Below are 15,727 nucleotides of genomic sequence, written 5' to 3'. Positions count from 1 at the left end.
GTGTGTTGCTGACTATAGTGCGGCCGCCACCTTCGCGCCATCGGGACTGCCGAGTCCCGTGCAGGCGTCCCACCCCTTCGACGCCGCGAAGCTGCCATTGTTGCCCTGCGTGATGTCGTTGCACACGCCCGGCGCCTTGTAGAGCTTCGGATTGACGAAGCCGGCCGGCTGACCCTTCGCCGCGTTGATCCGCGCGATCAGCCCGGCCCATAGCGGCGCGACCGCGCTGGTGCCGCCGACCACCGTCTGCGTGCCGTCGATCAGCACGCTGTAGCCGGTGATGGGCGACGCATCGCCCGCGACGTCCGGTACGCCGCGCCCGCTGAGCGCCTTGCTGCCGCCGCCCGTCGACGTGGCCGACAGGCCCTTCTGCCACACGGGCACCGGAAACGCGCCGCTGACGCCGCCGCCGCTCGCGCCGCCCTGCTCGCCATCGTTCCACACCACCTCGCGTGAAATCGACGAGCCGGACGCGCTCAGGCTCGTGCCGCCGCACGCGAGCACATACGGGCTCGACGCCGGAAAGTCGACCTGATCGCCGCCGCCCGAACCGTCGCTGGAACCGCTGTCGCCGGACGCCGCGCAGATCGTCACGCCGAGCGCCGCGGCCGACTGCAGCACGCTGTTGAACGCCTGCATCGACTGGCTGGTCCAGACCGATTCCGGCGCGCCCCAACTGATCGAGATCACCGAGGGCTTGTTGGTCGTGTCGTGTACCGCGCGGTTGACCGCGTCGAGAAAGCCCGCGTCGCTGTTCTGCGTAAAGTACACCGCGATGGTCGCGCGCGGCACGAGCGCGCCGACGATCTCGACGTCGAGCGTGACTTCGCCGTCCGGCCCGTTCGGGTCGCCGCTCGGGCGGTTGCCGCTCTGATCGACACCGACCGCTTTCACTGTCGGCGCGGCCACGCCGAGGTTCGCGAAATAGGTCTTCAGATCGGACGTGTTGTAGCCGCCGCCGAGCTCGATGATGCCGACGCACTGGCCGTTGCCGTCGCTTTGCGGAAACTGGTACAGCGACGCGAGTTGCGGCGGCGTGAATGACTCCTGATGCGCGCGCGCCGCCGCGAACGGCGGCCGGATGCGGAAATGCGGCCGTGCCTGCGGCCGGTTGTCGAGCCCGAGCACCGCCTGGACGACGCCGTGCAGATCGTCCGGCACGCTGATCGTGCCGGTGCGGCCGCGAAACTGCCCCGCCGTGTGGTGCTGATAGTGCTCCAGCTTGACCTCGAACGCGTTCTGGAACTGCGCGATCGTGCCGCTCAGCAGCACCGAGCGCTCCGCCGCGTCTACGCGCGCGACCGTGAGTCCATGCGCGGCGGCGAACGCCTCGACCTTCGCGATGTCGTCCGCGGCGGCGCCATAGTCTTTGGCCAAGTCCTCGCGCGACAGCGGCTTCACGTTCGGGTCGCCCGCTTCGATCCGGCTCATCAACGCATCGAACTGCGCCTGCCGCTGGCGGCGCAGCATCACGAAAACGTCGATCCGCTCCGCCGGGTCGCATTGCCCGATAACCTTCGTGCCTTTCTCGATCGTTCGCTCGCTGCCTGGCAATGGGTGCTTGGTGATCATGGTGTCGACTCTCCTGTTAGCGTGGCGGCGCGCGATCATGCGCGACGACGCGCGATTCCCGCGGCGCGTGGGCTCGCCCGCCCACCCCGCGCCTGCACTCGCGCGTTGCGTGGCAATGCGCGGCAGGGTGCTGTTCAAGGACTTCGTCAACCGTCCGACCAGAGCATTCAAACACAGTTCCGGCGCGCGCGGCAGTCATCCGAATGGCTAATGCGCGACGCGCGCGCGGCGCGCTATGATGCTGGAGCGGCATTCCTGCCGTTTCATTGCCTCGCGCGCCGCCTGCGCGCACGATCGAGAAATCAGAGGAACCCATGTCAATTTCGATGTATCAAGCATCACTGCCTGTGCTGATTCGCGGCCTCACGAACCTGCAGGCCATTCTGGGCAAAGCCGAGGCGCATGCCGCCGCGAAGCAGATCGAGCCGTCGGTGTTCACGAATGCCCGGCTCGCGCCGGACATGCTGCCGCTCGTGCGCCAGGTCTATATCGCGAGCGATACCGCGAAGGGTTGCGCGGCGCGGCTGGCCGACGTCGAGCCGCCGAAGTTCGAAGACGTCGAGCAGACTTTCGACGAATTGCAGGCCCGCATTCAAAAGACGATCGATTATCTGAAGGAATTCAACGCGGCGCAGATCGACGGTTCGGAGAGCCGCGCGATCACGCTGAAATTGCGGCCGGGTCCGATCGAGTTTACCGGGCTGTCGTATCTGTTCGGTTTCGTGCTGCCGAACTTCTATTTCCACATCACGACCGCGTACGACATCCTGCGTCATAACGGTGTCGAACTCGGCAAGCTCGACTATCTGGGCGGCATGAAGTAAGGGGAACGGCCTGCCCGGTGGACGTCGGGTCGACCGGTTTTACCGTCGGCGATCCGCACCGCGCTGCTATACGTGGATGCGCGGCTGGAACGCGATCACCGCCATGCCGGCCAGCGTCAGCGTGACGCCCGCCGCATCCCACAGCGTGGGCCGTACCTTGTCCACGCCCCACAGCCACGCAATCGCCACCGCCACGTACACGCCGCCGTAAGCCGCATATACGCGGCCCGCGGCGGTGCCGTGCAGCGTCAGCAGCCATGCGAACAGCGCGAGACTGAGCGCGCCGGGCAGCAGCAGCCACGCGGAGCCGTCCTCCTTCAGCCAGCGCCACGGCAGGTAGCAACCCAGAATTTCGGCAATGGCGGTCACGACATACAGCAGGAAGGTTTTCATCGACGGATGGAAGAAAGTGGTTGTGGCGCCGCGCGCGGACATGGCGGCCTGTTCGGCTTTATTAACACAATCACCTGGCGCCGCGGATTACGCGACGATGGCCGCGGCAGGCCGGCGCACGCCTCCCCGCCAAACCCACTTCAATCCAGCGAAAGCCGCAACGCGAATCCGATCAGCGCGGCCGAAAACGTCCACCGCTGCAAGGTCTGCGCGAGCGGATGAGCGCGCATCCAGTCGGCGATGCGCGCGGCGCCGAGCGTGTACATCGCGTCGAAGCCCACGCCGATCGCGAGCAGCACGACACCGAGTTCGACCATCTGCAACGCGACCGGTCCCGCTGAAGGCCGCACGAATTGCGGCAGCAACACCGAACAGAACAGCAGCGCCTTCGGGTTGAGCAGATTCGTCAGCAAGCCTTTGACGAACGCGGCCCGCAACGGACGCGCCGCACCGGCCGCCTCGCCGCTCGCCGCGTTCGTCACCTTCGCCGTCACGGCCGCGCGCTGGTCGCGCGCATCGCCCGGCAACGCGAACCCCGGCGAGCGAAAGATCTGAATCCCGACCCACGCAAGATATACCGCGCCGACGTACCGCACCGCGTCATACAACCACGGTGCGTTGCGCAGCAGCGCCGCCATGCCGCACGCCGACAGCGTCACGTGCGTGGCGCGCGACAGCCCGAGGCCGGCGGCGGCCGCGAAGCCGCTGCGCACGCCGCGCGTAATACTGGTTTGCAGGATCAGCGCCATGTCCGGCCCCGGCACCGCATACACGACGACCAGCGCCGCCACGTAGACGGCCAGCAGGTGAGCGGAAATCATCGTAGCCTCCTTGTTTTTGGAGGATCCATCTTGCGCCAGAGCATGGAGCGTTTGCTGGCGAATTACTGACTATCCGATGCTATCGATAGGGGAATATGCTAATATTTTCACATTCAGAAGCGCTTTCCCCCAACCCCTAAATCACCACCTCAATCATGCCCGTGGACGACCTCGACAAAACCGACCGCGCGATCCTCTCCGCGCTGCAACACGATGGCCGCATGTCGAACGCACGACTCGCCGAAACGGTCGGCCTCAGCGAGACGCCGTGCGCGCGGCGTCTGAAGCGCCTCGAAAACGACGGCTATATCGACCAGTACCGCGCGGTACTGTCGCGCGCCGCGCTCGGCCTTGGGGTGATCGCGTTCGTGCTCGTGCGCTTCGCGGTGCATGACCGCGCGGTCGCGACCCGCTTCGAGCGCGAGGTGCAGGCGATCCCGCGCATCCTGTCGTGCCACAACGTGTCGGGCAGCGCCGATTACATCCTGCAGATCGTCGCGCGCGATCTCGACGACTACGGCGCCTTCATGCGCGACGAGCTACGCAGCCTGCCCGGCGTGACGTCGGTGGAGTCGGCGTTATCGTTGCGCGAAGTGAAGGCGTTCGGCGGCCTGCCGCTCTCCTGAGCCGGGCGCGAACGTGGCATAGTCACCCCTTGACGCGGCGCGAACCGCTCTGAAGAAACCCAGACGAACCCGGAGTTTTCATGGACCACGACAAGGCGCGAGCCGAAGAAGCCGCCGCGATGGAACGCGTGTTGAGCGCGACCCGACGCGTGCAGACGGCGTTTGCGTCGCTGCAATCGCAGTTCCCGCCCGCGGGCAGCGGCCAACCCTCGCAGTTTGCGCTGCAGACTTTCGACGCCGCGCTGCAGGAACTCGAAGACGCGCAGGCGGCGTTCGACGAAATGCTCGGCGACCTGCTCGACGGCAAACGTTGAACGACGGCCGGCGAACGCGCGTCAGCGAGCGTCCGTTTCGATCAGCGGCTCGCAGAGAATGGGAAAGTTGACCGAGTTCGCGATGTAGCACTTCTCGTGTGCCACGTGATGCAGATGCGCGGCCAGTTCGACATCGCCGCCCGCGCGGATCACGACGCGCGGCCGCAGCACGATCCGCGAGAAGCGGCCCGGCTGGGCGCTGTCGAGCAGCGTGCCTTCGGCGTCGTCGTGATAGTCGAGCACGACGATGCCCGCGTCGGAACACAGATGCAGATACCAGAGCTTGTGGCACGCGCTCGCCGATGCGACCAGCAGGTCCTCGGGATTCCAGCGCCGCGCGTCGCCGAGAAACGCCGGATCCGACGAGCCCGGAATAGCGGGCTTGCCGCCCGCGGAGATCACATGATCGCGGCCGTAATCGCGATACCCCGAAGTGCCGCTGCCACGGTTGCCGGTCCATTGCACCGATACGTGGTACTTGTGCTCGCCGTGCGCCATCCCCTTCTCCCTGTTGTCGGACCGGATCTGCATTCTATATACGGCATGCGGCGCGTCATACGCGAGTGGCACGCTAGCGGGACGGCGGCGCCCTGCCGGTCACATTCGGCGCGCGCGGATCGACGGGCATATAGAGGGCCGTGCCGTTGGCCCGCATGGTGTTGAGGGCCGGGCCCGAGCCGACCGAGCCCGCCGCGCCGGTGCCGTACACCGTGCCCGCGGACGTCCCCGCGCCCGGTAACGAACTGGACCCGCCGCCGGTCCCCGCCCCCACAGTCGAGCCTGCACTGCCGCCGCCCCCGCCCGACTGCACGCCGCCCACACCACCGGGATTGCCCAACTGCTGTGCCTCGACCCCACCCGTGGCGCCCACCGTCAGCACCGTCACAATCAGCGCCGACCGCGCGACGCCGCCCATTACGCTCCGCATGACTCACTCCCGACTCGATCGACCCACTCCCGCGTGACACCGGCTCAGCGCCGACGCCCATCACCCGCGCTACCGCCTATTCTGAGCCGATCGCCCGCCCGGTGCAGCGCCGCGCCGCACGGCGAGGCCCCCGCTTGCCCCGCTTCGCACCGGAGCGCGCCCGCGCGCGCTATGATCGATCGCTATACCAGAACGCCAGAACGCCAGAACGGCCGGTCGCGCACGATGGAGCACGCCTACATCCACCTTTTGCATCTGCTCGCCGGCCACTCGACGTGGATGCTCGCGATCGTGTTCCTCGCGGCGTTCCTCGAAGCCGTCGCGGTGATCGGCACCTTCATCCCCGGCAGCACCGCGATGTTCCTCGCCGGCGCGCTGACCGGCACGGGCGCGCTGAGCCTCGGCTGGGTCTTCGCATGGGCGATCCTCGGCGCGATCGCCGGCGACGGCATGAGCTTCTGGCTCGGCGAGCGCTACAAGGAGCGCATCGTCCATCTGTGGCCGTTCCGCACCCATCCCGAGGTGCTCGACGCCGGCCAGCGCTTCTTTATCAGGCACGGCGCGAAGAGCGTCGTGCTCGCGCGCTTCATCGGCCCGTTGCGGGCCATCGTGCCGGTCGTCGCCGGCATGATGGGCATGCGGCCGGTGCGCTTCTACGCGATCAACGTGCTGTCGGCGCTGATATGGGCGCCCGCGCACATCCTGCCGGGCGTCGTGTTCGGCGCGTCGGTGCTGCTCGCCGGCGCGGTCTCGTTCCGCCTCGTCGTCATCATCGCGATGCTCGTGTGCATAGTCTGGCTGAGCTTTCGCGGCGCGAGCTTTCTCGTGTCGCACGCGAACGCATGGTCGAGCGCGGCGGGCCGCCATCTCGGCAACTGGGCATGCCGCCATCCCGGACCGCTCGGCCGCATCGCGCGCAAGCTGCTCGATCCCGACACGCCGGACGCGACCCATATCCTCGGCACGTCGCTGGTCGTGCTGGTGGCGGGCGCCCTCTTTTTCGGGGTGCTCGAGGACGTCGTCAGCGGCGATCCGCTCACCACCGTCGACCTGTCGGTCTATCACTTCCTGCAATCGGTGCGCACGCCGTGGGGCGACACCGTGCTTGCCCATCTCGCGACGCTCGGCAGCGGCCTCACGCTGACCGCGCTGATCGTCACGGTCACGCTATGGATGCTGTGGGAGCGACGCTGGCGCACGATCAGCTACTGGCTCGCGGCGGTCGCGTTTTCGCAGTTGCTGATTCTCGGCCTGCAATTCGCGATGCGCCGCGCGCCGCCCAACGAGCTGATGAGCAGTCACTATGTGTTTCCGAGCAATCACGTCGCGGCGACGGTCATCGTCTACGGCTTCCTCGCGTTCCTGCTCGCGCGCCGCGTCGGCAAGCTCGAGGGCGTGCTGGTCGCGGGCGCGAGCATCATCGTCGTAATCGTGGTCGCGCTCGCGGGCGTCTACTTCGGCCGCTACTGGCTGTCCGACGCGATCGGCGGCGCGGCGCTCGCGTACGGGTGGGTGGCGATCGTCGCGCTGACCGCGATGTGGCGGCATCCGCGGCCGCCGGCGCGGCGCCGGTTCATGCCGTTCGTCGTGCTCGCGGTCGTGCTGGTCTGCGTGGCCATGCAACTCGGCGTCAGCACGCCCGCGCCGGCGGACAACGCGCTGCAGCCGCCGCCCGTGCTGTTCACGCAGGCCGCGTGGAAGCAGTCCGGGTGGCAACGCCTGCCGTGCTACCGCTCCGACATGGGCGGCGATCACAAGGAGCCGCTCACGCTGCAATGGGTCTCGGCGCCGGGTTCGATTCGCGACCAGTTGCGCGCGCAGGGCTGGGTCGAGGGCACCGACATGTCCGCGCACAGCCTGCTGTCGCTCGCGTCGCCCGACGTCGCGGCGGTGTCGCTGCCGGTCCTGCCGAAGCTGAACAACGGCGTGCCGTCGTCGCTGGTGTTCATGCGGCCGGGCGAATCGCGCAACGAACGCTACGTGCTGCGCTTCTGGCCGAGCGGTTATGCGGTGGACAACGGCACGTCCACCGCGCCGCTATGGGTCGGGGCGTTCGCGCACGAGCGGCTGTCCCGGCCATCGTGGCCGCTCAACATCCTGCGGATCGACAAGGAAACGGGTCCGTCCGGCACGCGCGCGAAATGGCGCAGCGAACTGGGCGCGACGATCGTCGCGGAAGTCGATTGTCATGGCGTGCCGGTGTCATTGCTGGTATCGCCGATGGAGTGAGCGGCACGTTCATCTGCTTGCCGGCGCCCCCGTCCAACGAAACGACCCGATGAAGGAGACAACCGTGACACGCTTCCCGAGCGCACGACTCGATGAATTCGCAACGGCATTCGAACGCGACGGCATGGTGGTTCTGCGCGGCCACTTTCCGAAAGCGACGCTGCTCGCATGGCGCGACGCTTTCGCGCCGTTGCTGCAACAGCGGATCGCGTCGAATGCGACCGCCGTGCGCGGCGAGAACCGGCACTACATCACGCTGCCGTTCACGGGCCTGTTCGCCGATCAGAGCATCTTCTGCGATCCGGACATCCTCGGCATCGTCGAACGGGTGGCCGGCGACGACCCGGTGATGTGCCAGCTCGCCACCGACACGCCATTAAAAGGCTCCGCCTACCAGGACGTTCATCGCGACACGCCCGCGCTCTTCGACGGCGAAGCGGAAACGCCGTCGTTCCAGTTGGCCGTCAACTTTCCGCTGTGCGACGTCACGCCCGACAACGGCCCGTTCGAAACGACGCTCGGCACGCACCGGATGCGCGCGGAAGACGCCCTCGCCGCATGGCGCGACGGCCGTCTGCCGTTGCATGCGATCACGATGGAGCTCGGCGACGTGATGATCCGCGACGTGCGCGCGCTGCATCGCGGCACGCCGAACCGCACCGATGTGCCGCGTCCGATGGTGGTGATCGGCTATAGCCGAAGCTGGTATTTCAGACCGGAGGTGCGCATCGACGTACCCATGGCCGTCCATGAACGGCTGACTCCGCGCGCGAAGCGGCTGCTGCGCTATATGCCGCGTGTGAGCGAACTCGAAAGCACGGCGGTGCCGGAGCAATATCAGAAGTTCGCGTATTGAAAAAGGGTTTTTCAATTGCCGTGAAATGTGAACTACGGGATGCGAAATGTGAATTGTGAATGCGGACGACGAACCGCAACGCATTGACGAATCCCGGGATTTACCTATGACACTGCCGCTATACACCGACCGCGGGAATCGCGCGTTGCGCAAATGCAACGGCAAGAATCCGATATCCGTTCTTTAAACGCTGGTTCTCCCTGGTACGGCTAATTCTTTTCCGCTCGCGCAATTCGTAACATGGCGGGCAGAATAGCCCAATCGAATAGCGGGACCCGCCACGTATTGGCGCTCCGGCAATGAAACACATGACCCTGATTTTTTACCCAATTACACGCTTTAACGTTATCTTCTCGTTGCGACCTGAATTCGTAGATCAATAGGAGTCCCGTGTGCGGAATCAATTGATGCTTCGCGTGGAGAAAGACGCTCAGTCCGCCGTACCCAGCCACCGCTCGCGTGTTTCCAGCCTGTCCTTCAGCCTGTTCCCCGGTTCGTTTCCCAACCCGTTTTCCAGTTCATTTGCCAGCGCATTTGCCGGCTCATTTGCCAGACTTCCTTCCCGGCTCTCCCTATGCATGAGCCTGCTGGTCGTCGGCGCCAGCTACTCGACCTATAGCGTCGCCGGCGTATCGGTATTGCGTCCGCCGCGCGAAGCGTTATCGAGCAGTCCGCTCGAAGTGACGATCGTCTATTCGGGCGATCAGCCCGGCGGCACCGAAGTGAACATTCCGCCGCAGTTGAACATCGCGATCAGCAACACGGACGTGATACCGAAGCCATTGGCGCTGACGCGCGAAAGCGGCGCGCCGGATCATCTGAAGCTCGCTCCGGGCGAACTGAAGGCGGTCCGCTATTTCGGCACGTGGCCCGAGTGGGCGCGCGGCGCGATGAAGATCGACGTGCCGGAACTCGACGTCTCACCGTCGTTCGTGCTGCTCACCCGTCCGCCGCACTCCGGCAAGGACACGGCGATCGCATCCGCCGACGGCAAGCCGGCGGATGCGACCGCCGCCACCGCGAACACAGCCGCGACCGAACCATCCTCGACCAGCCTGATCGCATCTTCACCGCCGCCGTCGCGGCCGGATGCGCCGGTGCCGGAAGTGAACAGCTTCCTGAGCCGCTTCTCCGCCTACGAGCCGATGTACTTCGCCGATGGCTCGAACGGCGAGAACCTTGCCAAATTCCAGTTGAGCTTCAAGTTCCGTCTCGTCGTACCGGACGACCCGCGCTCGCGAGGCTTCGGCGACAATATGTACTTCGCCTATACGCAAACCTCGCTATGGGATCTCGGCGAATACTCGGCGCCGTTTCGCGACACGAGCTATATGCCGTCACTGTTCTACTACCTCGAAGATACCGGGTGGAAGAGCAAGTGGTGGAGCAAGATGGGTTTGATGGCCGGCTACGAACACGAATCGAACGGGCGTGACGGCCCCGAATCGCGCGGTATCGACATCTTCTTCGTGAAGCCGATCTGGGATTTCGGCGACCTCAACGGCAACCATCTGACCGTCGAGCCGAAGGTGTACTACTATGCGCACATTGCCGGAGAGAACCACGATATCGCCGACTATCGCGGCTATATGGATCTGCGGCTCAAGTACGGCAGCACCGATAGCTGGCAACTGGCCACGACGCTGCGCAAAGGGATGAAGGGCGGCAAAGGCAGTATCGATACGCAATTTACCTATCCGTTGGCGAAGCTGATCAATAACCGCTGGGGCGGTTTTCTGTGGGTCGGCTTCTTCACCGGCTATGGGGAAGACATTCTCGACTACAACCAGCACCGCTGGATTGCGCGAATCGGCTACAGCATCACGCGATAGCACGGCGTTACCGAAGCACGCCAACGAAGGGCCGCGGGATCCGGCAAAAGATCCGCCCGGGCGGCCCTTCTCACCATCGATGACTGCGTGATTACCCGCATGAGCGCATCGTTGGCTTCTTCCGGATCCCTCGCCGGAATTCGCCCAAAGTTAATTCCAACTGCCGGGTGCGCCAGAGCGTTAAATAGCTTGTAAATTCTGTGTGCACGAACAGACGGGCACAACGGCGCGGATTTCTCTAGAGTTGAAGGGTCGCCGGTGGATCCGGGCTGACCACGCCGCGCGCTGACTTTTCTGGCGTTAATTCAAATCCAAAAGGGAAAATTCAATGAAAACCTCTCTCCTTAAAGACGTGTCGACCATTTCCAATGAGCAAAGCGGCCTTCTTTTGCATCGGAATAGTGCACCGCTGACGCTCAAGCACGAAATTCACCCGGAACAAATCCGGGACAGCCTGCCGGCCCGCCAGGGTGGGGTCGGCTTTCTGTTTCACGCGACGGACTGGGAAACCCTTTCATTTTCTTTTCACAACGTTCGCCATCGAAGCGAATCGTTTGAGGAAGAACTGTGGAATACCCGGCCTTTCATCGCGTCGCCGATCTATTCGGGATCGCAGGTGATCGGCGCCAATATCGCCTGCCCGGTGCCGCTCGAAATGTGGCTCGGCAGCCCGCGCGGCATCAAGCGTTTCCGCGAGACGCAATTTTTCCCGGCGCTGGAACTCGCAAGGCAGGCCGGGCTGAACATGGTCGCGATGGGCGCGTCCACGCCGTATGCGTGCAACTACGGCGCGCTGCCCCGTCCAATCAAGCCGCCTCACATCACGACCGGCCACGCGGCCACCGCGGCGATGCTGAAGGACTGGGCGATGCACTGCTGCGACCAGCTCGACCTCGAATTCGGCAACACGAAGCTCGCGCTGTTCGGCGCGGCCGGCCGGCTCGGCACGACGGTTTCCAAGTACCTGCTGTACAAGGATGCGCCGAAGGAACTCGTGCTGATCGACCTGCCGGACAAGATCAACCTGCTGATCGACCAGGCGAAGGAACTGCTCGCGTCGGACCTGCTCGGCAAATCGAAAGTGTCGGTGCATACGTTCAGCCCGGACACCCCGCTGCCGGATTTCGACGGCGCGATTCTCGCGAGCAGCACCAGCGTGCCCTACCTCACGGCCGCCGACCTCAAGCGCGCGCAATTCTGGATCGACGATTCCCACCCGCGCGCGGCAAGCGTGGAGGCGGAACTCGCGTCACGCGGTCATACGCTCTATATTGAATGCTTCGCCCGCGGCCCCGCTGGACTCGACACAGCCTTCCCGTTCCGGCTGCCGTCCACCCGCGACTGCTACACCTGCTTCGCCGAAGGCTATTCGGCCTGGCAGGAAGGCATCGCATCCGATTTCATCATCGGCAGCCCGCCCGTGTGGTCCGTCTCTTATACTCATGGTCTCCTGAAGAAATACGGTTTTTCGGTCGGACCGTTCCACGGCAAGAACGGCGATTCGATCGGCCTCGAAGGACTGGAAACTCAAAAATTCAATACGCATGAATTGATGGGTTCGTAACGACAATGGAGGCCCGATGGCACAACCGCGCGAAAGTATGCGGGACATGCTGGAAAGAAGCAGGTTTGCAATTCGATGGGGAGGCGCGCTTGGCCTCCTGTGTCACCCCATCTATTACGTCGTGTGGACCTACATCCTTCCGCAGCCCTACGACAACCTGCTGCTTCGGCTGAGCGCGGCGGCCGTCTGCGTGCCGCTGCTGTTCCAGTCGCGCTGGCCGAAACGCTACAACCAGTACCTGCTGATCTACTGGCATTGCTGCCTGATCTACGTGCTGCCGTTCGTCTGCACGTTCCTCACCGTCAGAAACGACTTCTCCACGATGTGGATGATGACCGAAGTCATGATGATCTTCATTCTGGCGCTGTGTATCGACAACCCGCTGCTGCTGATGACCTGCATCGGCATCGGCGTCTTCACCGGCGGCTTCGCCGCCGTCGTCAGTTCGCCCACGCCGGTCATCCTCAGCGCGGAAGACAAATCGAATATCGCGCTGCTGCCGGTGGTCGTCCTGTGCAGCATGGCGTTCAGTCATGCGATCAGCAAGGGGCGCATCTTCGTCGAAAAGAATCGCGCGCTGCAGGCGCTCGCGGGATCCATTGCGCATGAAATGCGCAATCCGCTGAGCCAGTTGCGGCACGTGCTCGACCGCGTGGAAGAAGCGCTGCCCGCGGTCACGGAGCCGGGCGAGGCGCCGACGCTGACGGACGGCACCGCCTCGGTGCTCTACAACCATCTCGCCCAGGGGCAATTGTCGATCGAGCGCGGCCTGCGCATCATCGCGATGACGCTCGACGAAGTCGGCGCGAAATCGATCCGCTCCGACAGCCTCAGCTATCTGCACGCGGCGGCCACCACCCGCAAGGCGCTCGAGGAATACGGCTTCGACAGCGACAAGGAACGCGCGAAGGTGAGGCTCGTCGTCAAGGAAGACTTCGTCTTCAAGGTCGACGAGACGGTCTATCTGTTCACGCTGTTCAACCTGATCAAGAACGCGCTCTATCACATCGCCCCGTATCCGCAGGCGACCCTCACGCTGACGATCGACCACGACGCGGTGATCGTGCGCGATACCGGCGCGGGCATCGCGCCCGAAATCGTCCAGCATCTGTTCGAGCCGTTTCGCACGGCCGGCAATTCGAGCGGCACCGGGCTCGGGCTCGCATACTGCCAGCGCGCGATGCGCGCGTTCGGCGGCAGCATCGAGTGCCAGTCGGAAGTCGGCAAGTTCACGGAGTTCACGCTGCGCTTTCCGCCCGTGTCGGCCGGCGAAGTCGCGGATCACGAGCGCCGGCTCTTCGAGCGAGCGATGCCCGCGTTCAAAGGCAAGCGCATTCTCGTGGTCGACGACGACAACACGCTGCGCGCCCGCACCCGCAGCGTGCTGACGAAGGCGGGCGCCTACGTCAGCGAGGCGGAAAGCGGAGAAATCGCGCTCGCGACGCTGCGGCGCGCGTCCCCCTACGACCTCGTGCTGATGGACATCAGCATGCCGGTGATGGACGGCTATGCGACCACCGAGCGGATCCGCGCCGAGCGCGAATGTCCGAACCGCAACGTGCTGATCGCCGCGTATACCGCCGAGCCCGGCAACGCGGTGCGGTTGCGCGCGCGCCGCGCCGGCATGGACGAGATCATCAGCAAGTCGTCGAGCGTGCAGGAGCTGATCACCGCGCTGCAGGCGCTGTTCGAAAACGGCGCGCGGCATCATTCGGGCGAGCAACCCGACGGCTTCATCGGCAAAACGATCGTCGTCGCCGACGACGACACCTATAGCCGGCTCGTCGCGAAGACGTATCTGGAGCGCTGCGGGGCAAACGTCATCGAGGCCGAGCATGGCCAGGCGGTGCTGACCCGACTGCAGGAAGACGGCTTTATCGATGCGATCCTGATGGATATGAACATGCCGGGCACGAGCGGCATCGACACGACGAAGTCGATCCGCGCGCGCACCGATGCGTATGCGACGGTGCCCGTGATCGCGCTCACCAGTCACTCGGACGTCGAATCGGTGCAGGCCTGCCTCGCCGCAGGCATGAACGAGGTAATGATCAAGCCGGTGCAGGCGGGTTCGCTCTACGCGTGTCTCGCGCGGCAATTCGGCACGCGGGGCGTGCCGGTCGTGGACGGTGCACAGGGGACGATGGGCGCGGCGGTCGTTGCCGCGCCGCCGGCGGCCCCAGCCCCGGCTTTGAGCCCGCTCGCGGCCATCGCCCAGGAAAGCCTGCTCGACGAGGAACATCTGGAGGAACTGGCCGCGCTCGATCTGCTCGACGAATCGTTCGTGAACGGTATCGAGCAGATCCGTTCGCTCGTGATGCGGCTCGCGGCGAGCACGGCGGCCGTCGACATCAAGGAGACCCACGTGGTGTTGCACGCGCTGCTCGGCGTCAGCGGCAACATCGGCGCAAAGGCGCTGCACCGCTTCGCGCGGCAGATCTATCCGCGCGTGATCGCCGGCGAATGGCCGCTGGAAACCGACTGGCTCACGCAGATCCGCGCGTTGAGCGCGCGCTCGACCGACGCGCTGCAGCGCTACTACGCGTCGGCGAAAGCGCGGCACGATCACCGGGATGCGCTAAGCGATTGAGGGGCGCGTTGGCGGCGCCCCTCTGCCGGCAATCTCCGCGCTACTACACGCGGCCTTTCAGATTCGGAAAGCCCATCGTGACCGTGGTGCCCTCCCCAACCGTCGATTCGATGCCGAGGCTGCCGCCGAACGACTGCATGATACGGTTGCAGAAGATCATCCCCATGCCGTGACCGCCCGCGCCCGCGTGCGTCGTAACGGGGTCCTGCAACAGCCGCGCCTTGACGTCGGGCGCGATGCCCGGACCGTTGTCGCGAATCCGGATCTCCGGATCGGGGCCGTCCACCACCTCGAGCCACAGCGACGGCGCGGGCATGTCGCCGAGCGCGCGCAGCGCATTGGACAGCAGCGACGACAGCACGAGCGCAACGCAATTGGGCATCGCGCGCACGACGAAATCGCCCTGCACGTCGACCCGGATCCAGTCGCGCTGCGCGCCGACGAACGGATAGGTGTCGAGCAGCGACGCAATCAGCCGCGTCGCCTTGATCTCGCGGGCACCCGCCTCCGCCACCGACTGCTGGCCGCCGCTCTTGTGCACGGTCGCCCAGAACGACGAGATCAGCGTCAGGCAATACTGCGCGTTGTTCAGCATCGAGCGCGCCGCGTCGCCGATCTCCTTCTGCCGCTCCGGATCGTACTGTTCGGCGACGTCGTTCTCGACAGAACGCGCGAACAGCGAGATCGCCGCGAGCGGCGTATTGAGCTCGTGCGCGAGGAAGGCGAGCGTTTCGTCCATCGCCAGCAGGCGCTGCTGACGCGTTTCGCGCTCGGCGTAGCGCGCGATCGCGAGTTGCAGCACCTCGCGCACCTTGTCCGTGCGCAACGGCTTTTCGAGTATGCGGAACACATCGCCGGTATTGACGGTTTGCAGCAGCATGTCCTTGTCGGCATAGGCGGTCACGAGGATGCGCACGATCTGCGGATACTCGTGCGCGACCTGGCGCAGCAGATCGTCGCCGTCGCGGCCCGGCATGCGGTAGTCGGTCACGAGCACGGCGATCTCGGAGCCATACTGGCCGAGCACCTCGATGGCTTCGTCCGCGCTCTGCGCGACGTGCACGCAGTAATCGGCGCGAATCGCGCGGGCGAAATGGTTGCGCGACATCTCCTCATCGTCGACGAACAGAACGGAAAACGGTGGCTGCGTTGTGTCACTCATGGCATTCCAGACGGAT

The 15,727-nt window shown here is 65.1% G+C and carries 14 protein-coding genes; 8 read left to right on the top strand and 6 right to left on the bottom strand.

Annotation, left to right across the window (positions count from 1 at the left end):
• Positions 1-12: 12 nt before the first annotated feature.
• Positions 13-1,572 (bottom strand): S53 family peptidase, encoded by a 1,560-nt coding sequence (locus tag QM685_RS33800; RefSeq protein WP_415123597.1) that lies wholly within the window; start codon positions 1,570-1,572, stop codon positions 13-15.
• A gap of 314 nt (positions 1,573-1,886) precedes the next feature.
• Between QM685_RS33800 and QM685_RS33795 the strand changes: the two genes are divergently transcribed.
• On the top strand, positions 1,887-2,396 hold the full coding sequence (locus tag QM685_RS33795; protein WP_415123596.1) for a DUF1993 domain-containing protein: 510 nt from the start codon (positions 1,887-1,889) through the stop codon (positions 2,394-2,396).
• 66 nt (positions 2,397-2,462) lie between these two features.
• On the opposite strand, the gene QM685_RS33790 is transcribed toward QM685_RS33795, so the two are convergent.
• Both QM685_RS33790 and QM685_RS33785 read right to left on the bottom strand, forming a co-directional pair.
• Positions 2,463-2,789, bottom strand: coding sequence for a YnfA family protein (locus tag QM685_RS33790; RefSeq protein ID WP_415123616.1), 327 nt, complete (start codon positions 2,787-2,789; stop codon positions 2,463-2,465).
• 140 nt (positions 2,790-2,929) lie between these two features.
• Entirely contained in the window at positions 2,930-3,610 is a 681-nt protein-coding gene (locus tag QM685_RS33785; protein ID WP_415123595.1) for a LysE family translocator, read from the bottom strand.
• Positions 3,611-3,765: 155 nt separating this feature from the next.
• Here QM685_RS33785 and QM685_RS33780 point away from each other — a divergent pair, with 155 nt between their 5' ends.
• Both QM685_RS33780 and QM685_RS33775 read left to right on the top strand, forming a co-directional pair.
• Complete coding sequence (locus tag QM685_RS33780) at positions 3,766-4,236, top strand: Lrp/AsnC family transcriptional regulator (protein ID WP_415123594.1); 471 nt, start codon at positions 3,766-3,768, stop codon at positions 4,234-4,236.
• Positions 4,237-4,316: 80 nt separating this feature from the next.
• Positions 4,317-4,550, top strand: coding sequence for a hypothetical protein (locus QM685_RS33775; protein ID WP_415123593.1), 234 nt, complete (start codon positions 4,317-4,319; stop codon positions 4,548-4,550).
• A gap of 21 nt (positions 4,551-4,571) precedes the next feature.
• Here QM685_RS33775 and QM685_RS33770 read toward each other — a convergent pair whose 3' ends face one another.
• Both QM685_RS33770 and QM685_RS33765 read right to left on the bottom strand, forming a co-directional pair.
• Positions 4,572-5,048, bottom strand: coding sequence for an OsmC family protein (locus QM685_RS33770; RefSeq protein ID WP_415123615.1), 477 nt, complete (start codon positions 5,046-5,048; stop codon positions 4,572-4,574).
• 73 nt (positions 5,049-5,121) lie between these two features.
• Positions 5,122-5,466 carry a hypothetical protein gene (locus QM685_RS33765; RefSeq protein ID WP_415123592.1) on the bottom strand — a complete coding sequence of 115 codons (345 nt, stop codon included), beginning with the start codon at positions 5,464-5,466 and terminating at the stop codon, positions 5,122-5,124.
• A gap of 237 nt (positions 5,467-5,703) precedes the next feature.
• On the opposite strand from QM685_RS33765, the gene QM685_RS33760 reads away from it, so the two are divergent.
• The 5 genes from QM685_RS33760 (at position 5,704) to QM685_RS33740 (ending at position 14,549) form a co-directional block, all read left to right on the top strand.
• Entirely contained in the window at positions 5,704-7,707 is a 2,004-nt protein-coding gene (locus tag QM685_RS33760; RefSeq protein WP_415123614.1) for a VTT domain-containing protein, read from the top strand.
• Between the two features lie 49 nt (positions 7,708-7,756).
• Positions 7,757-8,563, top strand: a complete 807-nt coding sequence (locus tag QM685_RS33755) for a phytanoyl-CoA dioxygenase family protein (RefSeq protein ID WP_415123591.1) — start codon at positions 7,757-7,759, stop codon at positions 8,561-8,563.
• Between the two features lie 578 nt (positions 8,564-9,141).
• Positions 9,142-10,395 carry a phospholipase A gene (locus tag QM685_RS33750; protein ID WP_415123590.1) on the top strand — a complete coding sequence of 418 codons (1,254 nt, stop codon included), beginning with the start codon at positions 9,142-9,144 and terminating at the stop codon, positions 10,393-10,395.
• Between the two features lie 328 nt (positions 10,396-10,723).
• Positions 10,724-11,959, top strand: a complete 1,236-nt coding sequence (locus QM685_RS33745; protein ID WP_415123589.1) for a hypothetical protein — start codon at positions 10,724-10,726, stop codon at positions 11,957-11,959.
• A gap of 16 nt (positions 11,960-11,975) precedes the next feature.
• Positions 11,976-14,549 carry a hybrid sensor histidine kinase/response regulator gene (locus QM685_RS33740; RefSeq protein WP_415123588.1) on the top strand — a complete coding sequence of 858 codons (2,574 nt, stop codon included), beginning with the start codon at positions 11,976-11,978 and terminating at the stop codon, positions 14,547-14,549.
• A gap of 43 nt (positions 14,550-14,592) precedes the next feature.
• Here QM685_RS33740 and QM685_RS33735 read toward each other — a convergent pair whose 3' ends face one another.
• Entirely contained in the window at positions 14,593-15,711 is a 1,119-nt protein-coding gene (locus QM685_RS33735; RefSeq protein WP_415123587.1) for an ATP-binding protein, read from the bottom strand.
• Positions 15,712-15,727: the final 16 nt, after the last annotated feature.

The sequence above is a fragment of the Paraburkholderia sp. genome, from assembly GCF_047605525.1.
Taxonomy (GTDB): Bacteria; Pseudomonadota; Gammaproteobacteria; order Burkholderiales; family Burkholderiaceae; genus Paraburkholderia.
The sequence above is the reverse complement of the archived record's forward strand: the minus strand, read 5'-3'. Positions and strand labels throughout refer to the sequence as shown.